At 71.4% G+C, this 14,701-nt stretch carries 17 protein-coding genes; 10 read left to right on the top strand and 7 right to left on the bottom strand.

What is annotated here, in order from left to right:
- Positions 1-51: 51 nt before the first annotated feature.
- The 6 genes from F0P95_RS03075 to F0P95_RS03050 are packed head-to-tail and all read right to left on the bottom strand — an operon-like array spanning position 52 to position 6,208.
- The gene (locus F0P95_RS03075; RefSeq protein WP_182335650.1) at positions 52-849 is read right to left on the bottom strand and encodes a class I SAM-dependent methyltransferase; all 798 of its coding nucleotides are present in this window, start codon (positions 847-849) and stop codon (positions 52-54) included.
- Positions 846-1,625, bottom strand: a complete 780-nt coding sequence (locus F0P95_RS03070; protein ID WP_182335649.1) for an ABC transporter ATP-binding protein — start codon at positions 1,623-1,625, stop codon at positions 846-848. The genes F0P95_RS03075 and F0P95_RS03070 overlap by 4 nt, the downstream gene beginning before the upstream one ends.
- Positions 1,622-2,641 carry a FecCD family ABC transporter permease gene (locus tag F0P95_RS03065; RefSeq protein WP_232528748.1) on the bottom strand — a complete coding sequence of 340 codons (1,020 nt, stop codon included), beginning with the start codon at positions 2,639-2,641 and terminating at the stop codon, positions 1,622-1,624. Before F0P95_RS03065 ends, F0P95_RS03070 begins: the two co-directional genes overlap by 4 nt.
- Positions 2,638-3,705, bottom strand: coding sequence for an ABC transporter substrate-binding protein (locus F0P95_RS03060; protein WP_232528747.1), 1,068 nt, complete (start codon positions 3,703-3,705; stop codon positions 2,638-2,640). Before F0P95_RS03060 ends, F0P95_RS03065 begins: the two co-directional genes overlap by 4 nt.
- Positions 3,675-4,220: a DUF2478 domain-containing protein gene (locus tag F0P95_RS03055; protein ID WP_182335648.1), complete on the bottom strand. Its 546-nt coding sequence runs from the start codon at positions 4,218-4,220 to the stop codon at positions 3,675-3,677. The genes F0P95_RS03060 and F0P95_RS03055 overlap by 31 nt, the downstream gene beginning before the upstream one ends.
- Before the next feature lie 2 nt (positions 4,221-4,222).
- Positions 4,223-6,208, bottom strand: a complete 1,986-nt coding sequence (locus F0P95_RS03050) for a TonB-dependent receptor plug domain-containing protein (protein WP_182335647.1) — start codon at positions 6,206-6,208, stop codon at positions 4,223-4,225.
- 190 nt (positions 6,209-6,398) lie between these two features.
- Here F0P95_RS03050 and F0P95_RS03045 point away from each other — a divergent pair, with 190 nt between their 5' ends.
- Together F0P95_RS03045 and F0P95_RS03040 are read left to right on the top strand one after the other, a co-directional pair.
- Positions 6,399-7,214, top strand: a complete 816-nt coding sequence (locus F0P95_RS03045) for a TOBE domain-containing protein (RefSeq protein WP_182335646.1) — start codon at positions 6,399-6,401, stop codon at positions 7,212-7,214.
- 73 nt (positions 7,215-7,287) lie between these two features.
- Complete coding sequence (locus tag F0P95_RS03040) at positions 7,288-7,617, top strand: hypothetical protein (protein ID WP_054668411.1); 330 nt, start codon at positions 7,288-7,290, stop codon at positions 7,615-7,617.
- On the opposite strand, the gene F0P95_RS03035 is transcribed toward F0P95_RS03040, so the two are convergent.
- Positions 7,611-8,015 carry a ribonucleotide reductase subunit alpha gene (locus tag F0P95_RS03035; RefSeq protein WP_182335645.1) on the bottom strand — a complete coding sequence of 135 codons (405 nt, stop codon included), beginning with the start codon at positions 8,013-8,015 and terminating at the stop codon, positions 7,611-7,613. The genes F0P95_RS03040 and F0P95_RS03035 overlap by 7 nt on opposite strands.
- Positions 8,016-8,184: 169 nt before the next feature.
- Between F0P95_RS03035 and moaA the strand changes: the two genes are divergently transcribed.
- The 8 genes from moaA (at position 8,185) to F0P95_RS02995 (ending at position 14,658) form a co-directional block, all read left to right on the top strand.
- Complete coding sequence (gene moaA / locus F0P95_RS03030) at positions 8,185-9,165, top strand: GTP 3',8-cyclase MoaA (protein WP_182335644.1); 981 nt, start codon at positions 8,185-8,187, stop codon at positions 9,163-9,165.
- An 8-nt stretch (positions 9,166-9,173) separates the two neighbouring features.
- A complete protein-coding gene (gene moaCB / locus F0P95_RS03025; RefSeq protein ID WP_182336720.1) occupies positions 9,174-10,181 on the top strand; it encodes a bifunctional molybdenum cofactor biosynthesis protein MoaC/MoaB in 1,008 nt (335 codons plus the stop codon).
- Positions 10,178-11,443 carry a molybdopterin molybdotransferase MoeA gene (locus F0P95_RS03020; protein ID WP_182335643.1) on the top strand — a complete coding sequence of 422 codons (1,266 nt, stop codon included), beginning with the start codon at positions 10,178-10,180 and terminating at the stop codon, positions 11,441-11,443. The genes moaCB and F0P95_RS03020 overlap by 4 nt, the downstream gene beginning before the upstream one ends.
- Entirely contained in the window at positions 11,440-11,700 is a 261-nt protein-coding gene (locus tag F0P95_RS03015; RefSeq protein ID WP_182335642.1) for a MoaD/ThiS family protein, read from the top strand. Before F0P95_RS03020 ends, F0P95_RS03015 begins: the two co-directional genes overlap by 4 nt.
- A 1-nt stretch (position 11,701) precedes the next feature.
- Positions 11,702-12,193 carry a molybdenum cofactor biosynthesis protein MoaE gene (locus tag F0P95_RS03010; RefSeq protein ID WP_182335641.1) on the top strand — a complete coding sequence of 164 codons (492 nt, stop codon included), beginning with the start codon at positions 11,702-11,704 and terminating at the stop codon, positions 12,191-12,193.
- Positions 12,171-12,740 carry a molybdenum cofactor guanylyltransferase gene (gene mobA / locus F0P95_RS03005; protein ID WP_182335640.1) on the top strand — a complete coding sequence of 190 codons (570 nt, stop codon included), beginning with the start codon at positions 12,171-12,173 and terminating at the stop codon, positions 12,738-12,740. The genes F0P95_RS03010 and mobA overlap by 23 nt, the downstream gene beginning before the upstream one ends.
- Positions 12,737-13,093, top strand: coding sequence for a DUF7009 family protein (locus F0P95_RS03000; RefSeq protein ID WP_182335639.1), 357 nt, complete (start codon positions 12,737-12,739; stop codon positions 13,091-13,093). The genes mobA and F0P95_RS03000 overlap by 4 nt, the downstream gene beginning before the upstream one ends.
- Before the next feature lie 146 nt (positions 13,094-13,239).
- Positions 13,240-14,658, top strand: coding sequence for a NarK family nitrate/nitrite MFS transporter (locus F0P95_RS02995; protein WP_182335638.1), 1,419 nt, complete (start codon positions 13,240-13,242; stop codon positions 14,656-14,658).
- Positions 14,659-14,701 lie beyond the last annotated feature (43 nt).

The following is a 14,701-nucleotide window of genomic DNA, read 5'->3' as shown; positions in this document are numbered from 1 at the left end:
CCTTGTCGTTCCATCCGCCCCACGCGGGGCACGGCCGATGGTGTCCGGTGCTCAGCCGCCGGTTTCCCACCAGATGAAGGCCCAGCGGCACGTAGGAGCCGGCCCGAGCCGGTTGTCGGGGGACGCCGCGTGCCAGTCGCACAGCGATTGCCGCTCCGTGGCGGTGAGTTCGCCGAACAGCGCTTCGGCCTGTTGCAGCAGGTCAGCCGCCTCCGTGTCGGCAGCGGGCACCGGCACCGGAAGGTAGTCCACGCGCGGCAGGCGGCCCATGTCCAGCAGCAGGTTGACCGGGTAGCGATGGTCCGGCATCGGCGTCCACGTGCGCCGCAACAACGCGGCCAGCTCGCCGGCGCCGGTGCGCGGGCCGGTGGCGAAGGTGATGCAGGCGCGCCGGCGCGCGTGCGCGTCCAGCTTCGCCAGCGCCTGTGCCAGGTCCGGCACCATCAACGAGCGCGAGGCGATGGCGACATCGCAGCGCGGCACCGCGCTCCAGTCGTCTTCCCAGGACAGCTGCCACGGCTGGATGTTGCCGACGCCGGCGCGGGCGATCGCCGCGCGCAGGCCATCGAGCATGCCGCGGCTGTAGTCCAGCGCATGCACCTGCCGCACCCGCGCGGCGATGGGCAGGCTGAGCAGGCCGGGGCCGCAGCCGATGTCGAGCACGCTGTCCACGCCGTCCAGGTCCAGCCGCGCGAGGAAGGCGTCGCTGTAGTCGTCGTGGCGTCGTTTCCAGCCCGGTTGCGCCGCCCGCGCATCCCACGCGCTGGCCGGTTTGGGCGCGTAGCCGCAGGCCTGCAGGTGCTGGCGGTAGCGGGCGGCATGGTCGATCGGCGGGGGCAGGGCGGTCATCGCGGCATGGCTCCGGTGGCGGGAAGGGAGGCGGCGATGCGCGCGGCGTCCACGCCATACAGCGTGGCCAGCCGGGCGGGCGTGGCGACTTCGTGCGCCGGGCCCAGCGCCTGCAGGCTGCCACCGGCCATCAGCGCGATGCGGTCGGCCACCTGCAGTGCATGCTGCGGCTGGTGGGTGGACAGCAGCACGCCGATGCCGCGTCCGGCCAGCGCGCGCACGGTGTCGAGGATGCGCAGCTGGTTGCCGAAGTCGAGACTGGCGGTGGGTTCGTCCATCACCAGCACCCGCGCCTGCTGGGCCAGCGCCCTCGCGACCAGCACCAGTTGCCGTTCGCCGCCGCTGAGGGTATCCACCGTGCGCGCGGACAATGCGGCGATGCCCAGTTGCTGCAGGCAGGCGTCGGCGATCTCTTCATCGGCGCGGCCCGGCGCGGCCAGCAGGCCCAGGTGCGCGGCGCGGCCCATCGCCACCAGCTCGCGCACGCGCCAGGCGAACGGCAACGGCGCAGCCTGCGGCACGTAGCCGAGCAGGCGCGCGCGCTGCGCGCGGTCATGGCCGCGTAAGGGCCGGCCATGCAGCCGCACTTCGCCGGCCACCGCCGGCAGCAGGCCCAGCAGGGTACGGAACAGCGTGGTCTTGCCGCAGCCGTTGGGGCCGAGCAGGCACACCACTTCACCGGCCTGCAGCGACAGCGCCAGCGGCGCACCCAATGCGACGCCGGCATGGCCGATGGCCAGCGCGCGCGCTTCCAGCAGCGGGGTCGCGGCGTTCATGCGCGGCCTCCGCTGCGGGCCAGCACCCACAGGAAGCACGGCACGCCGACGCAGGCGGTGAGGATGCCCAGCGGCAGTTCGATTGGCGCCAGCGTGCGCGCCAGCGTGTCGGCGGCCAGCAGGAAGCTGGCGCCCAGCAGCAGGCTCGCCGGCAGCTGCCGGCGAAAGTCGGCGCCGACCAGCAGGCGCGCGATGTGCGGCACCACCAACCCGACCCAGCCGATGATGCCGGCCAGCGACACCGCTGCTGCGGTGCACAGCGTCGCCGCCGCGATCAGCGTCCAGCGCAAGGGAACGACCGCCACGCCGAGCGCGCCGGCCTCCTCGTCGCCCAGCGCCAGCAGGTTCACCCGCCAGCGCAGCAGCACCAGCGGCAGCAGGCCGGCCAGCAGCAGCGGCGCGCTGACGCGCAGGTCGTCGCCGACCACCGCGTTCAACCCGCCGAGCAGCCAGAACGTGATCGACGGCAGTTGCGTGTACGGGTCGGCCAGCAGCTTGAGCAGCGAGATGCCGGCGCCGAGCAACGCCGATACCGCCACGCCGGCCAGTACCAGCACCAGCACCGGCTCGTGGCGGCGCACCAGGGCGGCGACCAGGCACACCAGCGCCACCGCCGCCAGCCCGCCGGCGAAGGCGAAACCCTGTACCAGCAGCATCGGCAGGCCGAGGAACAGCGCCAGCGAGGCGCCCAGCCCGGCACCGGCGGAAACGCCGAGGATGTCCGGTGATACCAGCGGGTTGCGGAACATCGCCTGGTAGGCGGCACCCGCAGCCGACAGCACCGCGCCGATCAGTACCGCCGCCAGTACCCGCGGCAGGCGGATGTGCCACAGCGCCGCATGCACCGTCGGCGGAACCGGCTCGCCGATGCCGAACAGCTGCGATCCCAGCGCCTGCAGCAGCATCGTCGGCCGCACCGGGAACTGGCCGACGGCGAAGGCCAGCAACAGCATCGCCAGCAGCAGGCCCCAGCCACCGGCGTGCCAGGCCCAGCGCGGCACCGCACCGGCTCTCACCGGCCAGGCTCCAGCGCATCGGCGATGCCGGCCGGCAAGCGCGAGCCCCACAGCAGACGGTGCAGTGCGTCGATGCGCGCCCGCAGCGCGGCCGGCGCCAGCGCCGGGGTAGCGCCGGGGTGCAGCCGTGCCAGCAGCCATGCCAGCCCCGGCAGGCGGTTGATGCCTGGCGGGCCGTCGAGCCAGCCGAACGGCAGGGTCGGCGCGCAGTGCAGGCGTCCGCTGCGCACCGCGCGCAGGCTGCGCCAGCGCGGGTCCTGCGATGCGCTGGCGGCGAATGCCGCATCCTGGGTCAGGATCACGTCCGGGTCCCACGCCAGCAGTTGTTCCAGCGATACCCGTGCCAGCCCGCCGCTGCCGACGGCGGCGGCGACGTTGCGGCCGCCGCAGAACTCGATGACCTCGGTATTGATCGAACCGGCAAGCCCGCTCTCCAGCCCGTCGCCGCCGCGGCCGTAGTAGACCGTCGGCCGGGCGTCGGGCGCGCGCGTGGCCAGTACCTCGCGGACCAGCGCCAGCTGCGCCTCGGCGGCCTGCGCCAGCGCTTCGCCGCGCGCGGCCACGCCGAGCCGCCGGCCGACGTGGCGCAGTTGGGTCGGGTGGTCGGGCAGGCGCCCGGCCACCAGTTCGATGGGAATGCCGGTCTGCTGCCAGACCCGTTCGGCGGAGGAGCGGTAGTTGGCGTCGAAATCGCCGGCATCCAGCACCAGGTCCGGCTGCATCGCCAGCAGCCGTTCCAGGCTCACCGTGCTGCCACGCCCCGCCAGCCGGCCAATCACCGGACGCGCGCGCAGCGGCGCGGGCAGCAGCGCCAGCGCCTCGGGCGCCATCTGCATCGGCCAGCCCAACAGGCGTTCCGGCGCCAGCGCGGCGATCAGCACGGCCGCCGGAGCGCCGGCGGCAAACACCCGTGCGGGGACGCCCCTGGGCTCCCCCAGGCGCAGCACGCGCTGCGCCGGCATCGCGCGCAGCGGGCCGTTGCCCGCCGCCAGCAGCGGCGCCAGAGCCAGCGCCTGCAACAGCGCGCGGCGCTTCATCCCGCCACCGCCGGCGTGGCGCGGCATGCATCCCACCAGCGTTGCAGGGCGTCGTCGCGGGGAGGCAGTTCGCGTGCCTGCCCACCGGTGAAATCGCGCCATGCGGCCAGGTAACGCGCGTTCACCACGGTGAGCAGCGGGATGCCGGCCAGCATCAATGCCAGCAGTTCGTCGGCCATGCCCCGTCCCTGCGCTTCCAGCGTGCCGAAACGGTTGGCGATGGCCAATTCGGCCGGTTCCCGCACGGCCCGCCGCAGTACCCCGCTGGCATCGGCGATGCCGCGCGGGTCCAGGTTGCAGCCGCAGGCGGCCGCTCCCAGCGCCTGGCTGATCGGGTAGCGGGCGGTGCGGTCGGCCACGTCCATCAGCACCATGCGCTTGCCGTTGGGCGCGGCCTCGTGTGGCAGCGCCACCAGCCCGCGCACGCGGTGGCCGGCAGCCAGTTGCCGCGTCGCAAAGGCTGCCAGCACCGCGTCCGGGTCCGGGCCGTCGCCGGCATCGTGGACCAGCGCGGCAATGCGTACGGGAATGCGCTCGGCCATGCTCAGAATCTCCTGTTGACGTTGACGAACCAGGTACGGCCCGGCATCGGGTAGCCGTCGGCCAGTTCATACCACTTGTCGCCGACGTTGCGGACGCCCAGGTCCAGGCCCAGTCCGTCGCGCGGCATCCAGCTCGCCTTCACGCCCACCGTGCCGAAGCCTGGCAGCTCGCGCACCGGGGCGGCGGCATTGGCGTAGCTGACCCGGCGGCCCTGCTCGGCCTCCAGCGTGGCCTGCAGGCGCAGCTGCGGCAGCGCGGCCCAGCCCAGCACCAGGAACAGGCGCTGGCGCGGGCTGTCCAGCAGGGCCACGTTGCGGTTCTCCAGATTGGTGCGGCGCAGCCAGGCGTAGCTGCCCTGCAGCTCCCAGTCCCCGGCCAGCTGCTGTTGCAGGCCCAGTTCGACGCCGAGGTGACGGGCGCGGCCGATGTTCTGCGCGCGGTTGCAGGTGCTGCCGCCGCAGGCCGTGGAGGCGACCACCTCGTTCTGGATCAGGTCGTCGATCAGGCTGTGGAATACCGCAGCCTGTACCTGCGCGCCCTCCCACCAGCGGCCGCGCAGGCCGAGTTCGAGATGGGTGGCATGTTCTGGCGCGAGGTCCGGGTTGGGCAGCGCCGCGCCCATGCGCGCCGAATAGCGGTCCTTGATGGTCGGGAAGCGGGTGCGGCGCGCGGCGCTCGCGTACCACTGCCGGTCCGGTGCCAGCTGCTGCACGTATTCGAGCACGGCGTTGGTGGCGTCGGCGCTGCCGGTGGGCCAGTAGTAGACGCGCCGGGCCTCGCGGCGGTCGTGGCCGAGGCCGAAGCGCAGGTGCGAGGCAGCGGTCAGGGCGAAGCGGTCCTCCACCGCCACCGAGGTGGTGACGTCGCGGTAGTCCTTGGTCGGCGCGTTGCGGTTGCGGTCGCTGTGCCGGTCGTCCTTGTAGTGGATGGCCAGCTGCAGTTCGTGGCGCTCCAGCGCGCTGCCGGCCAGGGTCACCGAGCCGCCGACGGTGCGGTCGTCGTAGACGCTGGGGAAGCTGCTGTTGTCCAGCCCGGTTGCGTAGCTGCCGTCGGTATAGGCCTCCAGGCCGTTGCCGTAGGTGTCGCGGTACACGCGGGTGCGCAGCGTGGCGTGCCGGCCCAGCCGGGTGTTGCCGACGAAGTACAGGCTGTCCTTGTCCCACCACGGCCAGCGCCAGTAGCGGATGCCGCCGCGCGCGCTGCCGGTATAGACCGGATTGCCCTTCTCCCCGTCCTGGCGGGCGTAGCCGAGGGCGTACTCGTCGCCCTCGCGCGGGGTGTAGCCGAGCTTGAACGACAGCCGGCGGTCGTCGCGATCGGCGTTGCGGCGGTCGTCGCCGGTATCGGTGGGCACGCTCTTGTAGTCGCGGAAGCCATCGGGCAGCGGGAACGCGTCCGCCTTCAGCTGCGACCAGCCGAGCTGGTAGTACCAGTCGCCCCGGCGGCCGCCGAGGTTCAGCGCGGCCTTGCGCTCGCCGCCATCGGCGATGCCCAGTCGCAGGTTGCCTTCGAACGGGCGCTCGGGGCGGCGGCTGACCAGGTTGATCGCGCCACCGAGGATGTTCGGCCCGTACAGCAGCGAGGCGCCGCCGCTGGCGACCTGGATCTGCGCCAGGTCGAAGGTGGTGAAGCGGCCGAAGTCCACGTAGCCGTCGTACGGGACGTACAGCGGGACGCCGTCGAGGAAGACCGGCACCTGCCGCGGGTCGAAGCCGCGCAGGTAGAGCATGTCCTCGTTGCGCGAATTGCGCGACAGGCTCGCACCGGGCAGTACGGCGACTGCCTCGCCGACCGTGTCGCGGTCCAGCTGCTGGATGCGCGCGGCATCCAGGGTGTGCTCGGCGACGGTGGCCGAGCTGCCGCGGCGGGCATGGACATCAACGCTGCCCAGGGTGAACACCGGGGCGGAAGACGGGGCGTTGGCGGCGAAGGCCGACAACGGCAGGAACAGCGCGGACAGGGGCAGAACGAAACGGCGGGTACGCATCTTGGCGGTCCTCGGATTCCGTTATATCCAGAATGATATAGCGGTGGGCACGACCAACTCCCACGGTCGACCCGGTCATCGATTCTTGCCCCGCGCGTCCTGGCCGTCCTTGACGAAGGTCAAGCACGGCCGATGTAGCTGCCGCCGTACACTGCACGCTCCCGCAGCGTGATGGACGAGCAACCGCGACATGGCCGATTCTCCCCTGCATGCCGCTGTCGAGCCGCACGGCCACCTGTGGCTGAGCGTGGACGGGAAAAGCCTGGGCGGCCGCGGCCGCTTCGCTCTGCTGGGCCTGATCGATGCCTGCGGCTCGATCAGCCAGGCCGCAAGACGCATGGGCATGACCTACAAGAACGCGTGGGACGCGGTGGACGCGATGAACACCGCCGCCGGCGAACCACTGGTCGCGCGTACCGTGGGCGGACGTGGGGGCGGTGGCGCCCGGCTCACCGAGCGCGGCCGCCAGCTGATCCGCCACTTCGAGCAGCTCGAACGCGAGCACCGGCGCTTCCTGCATTCCCTCCAGTCCCTGCCGGGGCTGGGCGACGATTTGGCCCTGATACGGAGGATCGGCATGGTCACCAGTGCGCGCAACCAGTTCCACGGGCATGTCCGCGGCATCGTGGCCGGTGCGGTCAACGACGAGGTCCTGCTGGAAGTGACCCCGGGACTGCGGGTCGTGGCCACCATCACCCGCGACAGCGTGCACAGCCTCGGGCTGGAGGTGGGGACACCGGCCTTCGCGCTGGTCGACGCGTCGTCGGTGATCGTCGCCCGCGACGTGGAGGGCGCGCGCTATTCGGCGCGCAACCGTTTCAGCGGCACGGTCGGCCGCATCAGCCAGGGCGCGGTCAACGACGAAATCGTCGTGGACGTGGGCGATGGCTGCAGCATGGTGGCGATCATCACCCGGGAAAGCGCGCGGGCGCTGGCGCTGGAGCCGGGAATCGTGGTCACGGTCCTGTTCAAGGCATCCAGCGTCATCGTCGGCGTACCCCACTGAGCCGCGCGGCCGGTTTGACCGCCCCGTGCATTGGGCGCAAGCTCTCGCGAGGCATGACACGGGACAGAGCACCATGACCGCAGCGACTTCGATGAGCGCACCGGATGGCAAGTCTCCACCCTCGCACCTGTGGCGCGTGTTCTGGCTGCAGGGCGTGATTCCCAGCAACCTGCTGTGGGCGGCGGCGCTGTGGGCGCTGGCGCAAGGCATGACCGAACTGCTGCTGGGCCTGTTCGTGGTGCTGCTGCTGTATACCGGCTGGATCATCCCGGCGGTGTGGCGCGCCGCACCCTCCGCGCGCAACCCCAACTATGGCGTGGCCGCACGCGGGCTGACCGTGGTGTGGGGCCTGAACACCGTGCTGGTGGTGTTCTTCCTGACCCTGCAGCTGGTGGCTCAGTAGAACTGGACCGGTTCGCCGGCGCGGTCGAAGGCCGCGAAACGGCTGACCTGCCCGTCGTTGATCGCGTTGACCATCAGCCGCAGCGGCTGCGCCGCTTCGTCGGGGGACGGGGCGACGCCGGCGCGGCCTTCCAGCGCGGCGACGAACACCAGGTCCCACGCCATGCCGGTGGCGGTGGATTCGGCGGCCAGCGCGGCGAACGAGGCGACTTCGCGCGGCGCCTTGTCCACGCACAGCACCGGCGCCAGCGTGCCGCCCTCGCCGGCGGCATGGCGCGCGTGCTGGTCGCTGCTGGGGGACTCGGGAAGTTCCGCGCGCACGAATACGAACAGCAGGCGCTGCGGCTCGGCCTGTTGCAGCGCGGCACGCAGCAATCCATCGAAATCGCTCAGCATCATGGCATCGTCACGGTAAAGGAACGCGGTTGCCGCATGCTGCCATACCTGTCCGGCGCATGATTGATCCATGTCATGTCGGCGCCGATGTGCGACAAGGTAGGCTGGCAACCCATTGACGCAAGTGGGAGTATCCCGGCGAACCGGGCCAGTGGACGACGGTGGAACCGCCATGAGCCAGCTCACCGACGGCTTCGGTCGCAGCTTCCCCTACCTGCGGCTGTCGCTCACCGAGGCATGCAACTTCCGTTGCAGCTATTGCCTGCCCGATGGTTACCACGCCGACGGCCGGCCGCGCTTCCTGGCGGTGGAGGAGATCGCCCGGCTGGTGCGCGCGTTCGCCACCCTGGGCATGCACAAGGTCCGCCTGACCGGCGGCGAGCCGAGCCTGCGCAGGGACCTGACCCGGATCATCGCCACGGTGGCGCGGGTGCCGGGGATCCGCAAGGTCGCCATCACCACCAACGGCACCCGGCTGCCGCGTTACCTGCCGGACTGGCACCGGGCCGGACTCACCGCGCTCAACGTGAGCGTGGACAGCCTGCAGCGCGAGCGCTTCCATGCCATCACCGGCCACGACCGGTTGCCGGAGGTGCTCGAAGGCATCGCCATGGCGCAGGCGCTGGGGCTGCAGTCGGTCAAACTCAACGCGGTGCTGCTGCGTGACCGCAACGACGACGAGCTGCCGGCGTGGATGGAGTTCCTGCGCGAGCGTGCGCTGAGCGTGCGCTTCATCGAACTGATGCGCACCGGCGACAACGGCGACTATTTCCAGCGCCACCACCTGCGCGCCGACGTGCTGGTGGAGCAGCTGCAGGCCGCCGGCTGGAGTCTGCGCCCGCGCGTTGCCGACGCCGGGCCGGCGCGCGAGTACGTGCACCCGGCCTATCGCGGCAGCATCGGCATCATCGCGCCGTACTCGCGCGATTTCTGCGCCGGCTGCAACCGCCTGCGGGTCACCGCCCGCGGCGACCTGCGGCTGTGCCTGTTCGGCGATTTCGGGGTGGCGCTGCGGCCGTTGCTGCAATCCGACGCCGACCACGACGCGCTGCTGGCGCGCATCACCACCCAACTCGGCCTGAAAGCGGCCGGGCACGGATTGCACCAGGGCCGGACCGGGTTGACCCCGCACCTGGCCTCGATCGGAGGATGAGCAGCACGATGAGTGGTCAGATGAATGCGGCATTCCACATGGCCGACGTCCGCGACAAGCGCGTTACCCGCCGCCGCGCGGTGGCGGTGGGCGAACTGCACGCCGGGCCGGTGGCCTACCCGCTGATCGTCGAGCGCCGCCTGTCCAAGGGCGATGCGCTGGTGATGGCCGAGATCGCCGGCCTGCAGGGCGCGAAGATGGCATCGGCACTGATGCCGCTGTGCCACCCGCTGCCGCTGGAGCTGGTGCACGTGTACTGCGCGCCGGTGCCCGAGCGGCAGGCGATCCGGGTGTGGTGCGAATGCGCCAGCGAAGCGCGTACCGGCGTGGAGATGGAGGCGCTGGCCGGGGTCAACGCGGCCCTGCTGACCCTGTACGACCTGAGCAAGCCGGTGGAACCGGCGCTGCGCATCGAGGGCATCCGCCTGCTGTTCAAGGAAGGCGGCAAGAAGGGCCTGTGGCTGCACCCCGACGGCATGGACGAGGCCGAGCGGGCCCGCTTCAGGCCACGCCCGCCACAGGGCCTGGGCGGCGCCGCGTGCGCGGTGCTGACCCTGAGCGACCGCGCCAGCCAGGGCATCTACGACGATGAATCCGGCCCGCGCCTGGTCGCCGGACTGCAGGCGCTGGGGGGCGAAGTCGTGGCCACGGAACTGCTGCCCGACGGCGTCGAGCCGCTGGCCGGCCGCCTGCGCGCGCTGGCCGCTGCCGGCGTGCGCCTGTGCCTGTGTACTGGCGGCACCGGGCTGGGGCCGCGCGATCTGGCGCCGGAGGCGCTGCAGTCGCTGGGCGCGCGCCGGGTGGACGGGCTGGCGCAGATGCTGCGTGCGCTCAGCGCGCAGCACACGCCGATGGCCTGGCTCAGCCGCGCCGAGGTGGTGCAGCTGGACGGCATGCTGGTGTTCGCGCTGCCCGGCAGCCCGCGTGCGGCGGCGCAGTGCCTGGACATCCTCGCGCCGGTACTGGGCCACGCGCTGGCGATGGCGGGCGGCGCTGGCCACGGGAGCGCGGGATGATCGCCTATGACGAAGCGCTGCGGCACCTGCTCGACGCCGCCGCGCCGCTGCCGCCCGAACGGGTGCCACTGGAACGGGCCGAAGGGCGGGTGCTGGCCAGCGACGTGCTCAGCGCGCAGTCGCTGCCGCCGTTCGACAATTCGGCGATGGACGGCTTCGCCCTGCATGCCGGCGGCACGCCGCTCGATGCCGGCATGGAGTTTTCCGTCCGGGGTTGGCAGGCGGCCGGCGACCCCGGCAGCGCCGCCGCGCGGGACGCTGGCGGCGCATGGGAAATCATGACCGGTGCGCGCATGCCCATCGGGCTGGACAGCGTGGTGCCGGTCGAACAGGTCACCCTCCTCGACAGTCGCGACGGCAGGCCCACCCGCATCGCCCTGGGCGCGCAGGTCAGGCCCGGCCAGCACGTGCGCCTGCGCGGCGAGGACGTGGCCGAAGGCGAGCGCGTGCTGCGCGCCGGCCAGCGCCTGGATCTCAACGCCTGCACCCTGCTGCATGCCATCGGCGTGGGCGAACTGGCGGTCGCCGCGCGGCCGCAGGCCGCAGTGATCGCCACCGGCAAGGAGCTGGTCACCGACGCGGCGCAGGCATTGGACTCCGGGCAGATCCGCGACAGCAACCGGCCCTACCTGGTCGGCCGCCTGCGCGCGGCCGGTGCGCAGGTGGCGTGGCAGGGCACGGTCGGCGACGACGTGGCCGCCTTCGATGCGGTGCTGGACCAGGCGCTGGCGGCCGGTGCGCGGGTGCTGGTGAGCACCGGCGCGGTGTCGCAGGGCCGCTACGATTTCATCCCCGATGCCCTGCGTGCCCGTGGCGCGCGCATCGTTTTCCACAAGGTGGCCATCCGCCCGGGCAAGCCGCTGCTGTTCGCGGTGCTGGCCGACGGCGCGTTGTACTTCGGGCTGCCCGGCAACCCGGTGTCGGCGGCGGTCGGCCAGCGCTTCTTCGTCGAGCCGGTGCTGCGCAGGATGCTTGGCATGGACGCGGAGCCGGCGCTGTACCTGCCGCTGCTGGCCGACGCGCGCAAGCCGCCGGGCCTGCGCTTCCATGCGCGCGCGCGGGTCGAGGCGGATGAACGCGGGCAACTGGGCGTGCGACTGCTGGCGGGTCAGGAATCGTTCCGCCTGATGTCGATGCTGCACGCCAATGCCTGGGCGGTGCTGGAAGGCGACGCCGGTCTTGCCGCGGCCGGCACCCATGTACGCGTGCAGGGTCCCGGGCACCACGACCCGGTGCAGCTGATGGGCGGAGTGCCGTCATGAAACAGGTGAACCTGCAGTTGTTCGGCGCCTTCTCCGAGCTGGAAGCTTCGCGCGAGATCGTGGTGGACGTGGCCGGGGACCACGTGGCCGACCTGCGCCAGGCGCTGCGCACGCTGCTGCCGCAGCGCTGGCCGCAGTTCCGCGCCGGCCTGCTGGACTACTCGGTGTTCGCCGACCAGCAGAGCGTGCTGCGCGAGCACGAGCGGCTGCCCGAAGATGGCCGCGTGGCGATCCTGCCGCCGGTGAGTGGAGGTTGAGATGGGCAACGACGTGTTCATCGGCAAGGTGCTGGACCGCACCAGCGCCGCCATCGACCCGGCCGAGGCGATCGCCGCGGTATCCGATCCGGGCTTCGGCGGCATCGACGTGTTCATCGGCAAGGTGCGCGACCTCAACCAGGGGCGCGCGGTGCACGGCATCACCTACGACCTGTTCGAGCCGCTGGTGCTGAACGAGTTCCAGCGCCTGGCCGCGGAGGTGGAGGCCGCCTTCGGCCCGCGCGTGAAGCTGTACGTGGCCCACGCCCGCGGACGGCTGGCGGTGGGCGAGGTGGCGGTGGTGGTCGCCGCCGGCAGCCCGCACCGCGACGAGGCGTTCCGCGCCTGCCGGCAGTTGATCGAGGCGGTGAAGCACCGTTGCCCGATCTGGAAGCAGGAACATTACGAGGACGGCGACAGCCAGTGGAGCGAAGGCTGCGCGTTGTGCCATGGCGAAGGCGGCGCGGCGCATGGCCACGATCACGCCGATTAACCGGCCAGCGCCGGCCGGCATCGTGCTGGCCGGCGGCCGCTCCAGCCGCATGGGCCGCGACAAGGCGCTGCTGCCCTGGCACGGGCGCACGTTGCTGGAACACATGCGCGGACTGCTGCGCCAGGCCGGCGCGCAGCGGGTCTGGGTCAGCGGCGCGTATCCGGCCTTCGCCGGCATTCCCGACCGGATCGCGCATTGCGGCCCGCTGGGCGGGCTGTACAGCGTGGCGATGGCGATGCCCGACGGGCCGGCCTGGGTGGTGGCGGTGGACATGCCGCGGTTGACCCCGGCGCTGCTGCAGCGGCTGCACGCCGCGCACCGCGGCGGCTGCACGGCGCTGGCCGGGCATCCATTGCCGATGCTGCTGGATATCGATGCGGACTGCCGCGCACTGCTCGCGGCGATGCTCGACGACCCGCATGGCCCGCGTTCGCTGCATGCCCTGCAACAGCGCCTGGCCACGCGGCGGCTGCCGTTGGCGCCCGGTGACGAGGCCTGCCTGTTCAACTGCAACACGCCCGTGCAATGGCAGGAGGCTGCATCGTGAAGGTCCAGTTCCGGCAGCAGTCGCTGCGCCTGCGCGTGGATGAAGATGAGCTGGCGCGCCTGCTGGCCGGTGAGACGGTGACCGATACGCTGCGACTCGGCGCCGGTGCGGGCTGGTCGCTGGCGTTGCGCCTGAATGCGGGCGCGGCCGTCGTTTCCGCCACGGCCGGTGATTGCCAGGTGGCGCTGCCGATTGATGCGGTGCGGGAACTGCAGGCCCGTTTGCCGAGCCGTGAAGGGATCTGCTTCGAATCGAGCGCCGGCAGCGACAGCGTGCGTCTGCAGCTGGATGTGGACGTGCGCGACAGCATGCGGCGGCGTGATGCAGTACGCCCGGTCAAGCCTTCGGCTTGACATTTGTCATGGAGAGATCGAAAACCGGCGTGGATTGATCGAAATCAAAACCGGCTCGACCCGCCTGCTGGCCTAATCGCGGACCAGACAGGTACTGCCTGAATCTTTGTACCTACACGTCGTCATCTGCAGCCTTGGAGCCATGCATGACCGCCGGTAGAGAAGTGATGCAACGCAGCAACGCAGGTCCCGGCCGGACCATCGGCGACTGGCAGCCGGAAGACGCCGGCTATTGGGAGCGCACGGGCCGGCGGGTTGCCACGCGCAACCTGGTGATATCGATCCCGGCACTGTTGCTGGCCTTCTCGGTCTGGGTGCTGTTCTCGGCGGTGTCGATCAGCCTGCCGCGCATCGGCTTCGACTTCAGCACCGACCAGCTGTTCTGGCTGGTGGCGCTGCCCAGCCTGTCCGGCGCCACCCTGCGCGTGGCGTATTCGTTCGTGATCCCGATCTTCGGCGGGCGCCGCTGGACCGCGCTGTCCACCGCCTCGCTGCTGCTGCCCACGCTGTGGCTCGGTTTTGCGGTGCAGGACCCGGCCACGCCGTACTGGGTATTCGTGCTGATCGCGATCCTGTGCGGCTTCGGCGGCGCCAACTTTTCCTCGTCGATGTCCAACATCTCCTTCTTCTACCCCAAGCAGAAGCAGGGACTGGCGCTGGGCCTGAACGCCGGACTCGGCAACGTCGGCGTGTCGGTGGCGCAGGCGGTGGTGCCGCTGGTCATCACCGTAGGCGCATTGGGCATGCTGGCCGGGCCGCCGCAGGCACTGGTCGATGGCAGTGGCCACCTGTTCCTGCAGAACGCAGGCTTCATCTGGGTGCCGGCCATCGCGCTGGCCGCCCTGGCTGCGTGGTTCGGCATGAACGACCTGACCAGCGTGCGCTCCTCGTTCACCGAGCAGGCAGTGATCTTCCGCCGCAAGCACAACTGGCTGATGTGCTGGCTGTATATCGGCACGTTCGGCTCGTACATCGGCTTCTCCGCCGGTTTCCCGATGCTGGTCAAGAGCCAGTTCCCGGAGGTGAACCCGATGACCTACGCCTTCATCGGCCCGCTGCTCGGCGCGCTGATGCGCTCGGTCGGCGGCAGCCTGGCCGACCGCTGGGGCGGGGCGCGGCTGACCTTCTGGGTGTTCGCGCTGATGGTCGCGGCGGTGTTCGGCGTGCTGCACTTCCTGCCCGACAAGGGCCAGGGCGGCAACTTCTTCGGCTTCCTGGCCGCGTTCATGGCGCTGTTCGTGCTCAGCGGCATCGGCAACGGCACCACCTTCCGCATGATCCCGGTGATCTTCCGCACCCTGCACGAACGCCTGTCGGCCGGTGCCGATGCGCAGGGCAAGGCCGACGCCAGCCGCCAGGCCGGGATCGAGTCGGCCGCCGTGGTCGGCTTTTCCGGGGCCATCGGCGCCTATGGCGGCTTCTTCATCCCCAAGAGCTACGGCTCGTCCATCACCTTGACCGGCAGCCCGGACATGGCGCTGTACGGCTTCATCGCCTTCTACATCACCTGCCTGGCCGTGACCTGGTGGTGGTACTACCGGCGCGGCGCGGAGGCGCCCTGCTGACAACCCCGGCACGCACCGCAGCCATGAACGCCACAGCCACGAT

This window comes from Stenotrophomonas acidaminiphila (assembly GCF_014109845.1).
In the GTDB taxonomy this organism is placed as follows: domain Bacteria; phylum Pseudomonadota; class Gammaproteobacteria; order Xanthomonadales; family Xanthomonadaceae; genus Stenotrophomonas; species Stenotrophomonas acidaminiphila.
This window is presented reverse-complemented; position numbering and strand designations above follow the sequence as displayed.

What these genes read in the sequence shown, in the direction of transcription:
- F0P95_RS03070 (WP_182335649.1), bottom strand. Translation starts at nt 1,625, where the DNA reads ATGAACGCCGCGACCCCGCTGCTGGAAGCGCGCGCGCTGGCCATCGGC.
- F0P95_RS03075 (WP_182335650.1), bottom strand. Translation starts at nt 849, where the DNA reads ATGACCGCCCTGCCCCCGCCGATCGACCATGCCGCCCGCTACCGCCAG.
- F0P95_RS02995 (WP_182335638.1), top strand. Translation starts at nt 13,240, where the DNA reads ATGACCGCCGGTAGAGAAGTGATGCAACGCAGCAACGCAGGTCCCGGC.
- F0P95_RS03055 (WP_182335648.1), bottom strand. Translation starts at nt 4,220, where the DNA reads ATGGCCGAGCGCATTCCCGTACGCATTGCCGCGCTGGTCCACGATGCC.
- F0P95_RS03010 (WP_182335641.1), top strand. Translation starts at nt 11,702, where the DNA reads ATGGGCAACGACGTGTTCATCGGCAAGGTGCTGGACCGCACCAGCGCC.
- moaCB (WP_182336720.1), top strand. Translation starts at nt 9,174, where the DNA reads ATGAGTGGTCAGATGAATGCGGCATTCCACATGGCCGACGTCCGCGAC.
- F0P95_RS03015 (WP_182335642.1), top strand. Translation starts at nt 11,440, where the DNA reads ATGAAACAGGTGAACCTGCAGTTGTTCGGCGCCTTCTCCGAGCTGGAA.
- F0P95_RS03035 (WP_182335645.1), bottom strand. Translation starts at nt 8,015, where the DNA reads ATGATGCTGAGCGATTTCGATGGATTGCTGCGTGCCGCGCTGCAACAG.
- F0P95_RS03050 (WP_182335647.1), bottom strand. Translation starts at nt 6,208, where the DNA reads ATGCGTACCCGCCGTTTCGTTCTGCCCCTGTCCGCGCTGTTCCTGCCG.
- mobA (WP_182335640.1), top strand. Translation starts at nt 12,171, where the DNA reads ATGGCCACGATCACGCCGATTAACCGGCCAGCGCCGGCCGGCATCGTG.
- F0P95_RS03060 (WP_232528747.1), bottom strand. Translation starts at nt 3,705, where the DNA reads ATGCCGCGCCACGCCGGCGGTGGCGGGATGAAGCGCCGCGCGCTGTTG.
- F0P95_RS03040 (WP_054668411.1), top strand. Translation starts at nt 7,288, where the DNA reads ATGACCGCAGCGACTTCGATGAGCGCACCGGATGGCAAGTCTCCACCC.
- F0P95_RS03045 (WP_182335646.1), top strand. Translation starts at nt 6,399, where the DNA reads ATGGCCGATTCTCCCCTGCATGCCGCTGTCGAGCCGCACGGCCACCTG.
- F0P95_RS03020 (WP_182335643.1), top strand. Translation starts at nt 10,178, where the DNA reads ATGATCGCCTATGACGAAGCGCTGCGGCACCTGCTCGACGCCGCCGCG.
- moaA (WP_182335644.1), top strand. Translation starts at nt 8,185, where the DNA reads ATGAGCCAGCTCACCGACGGCTTCGGTCGCAGCTTCCCCTACCTGCGG.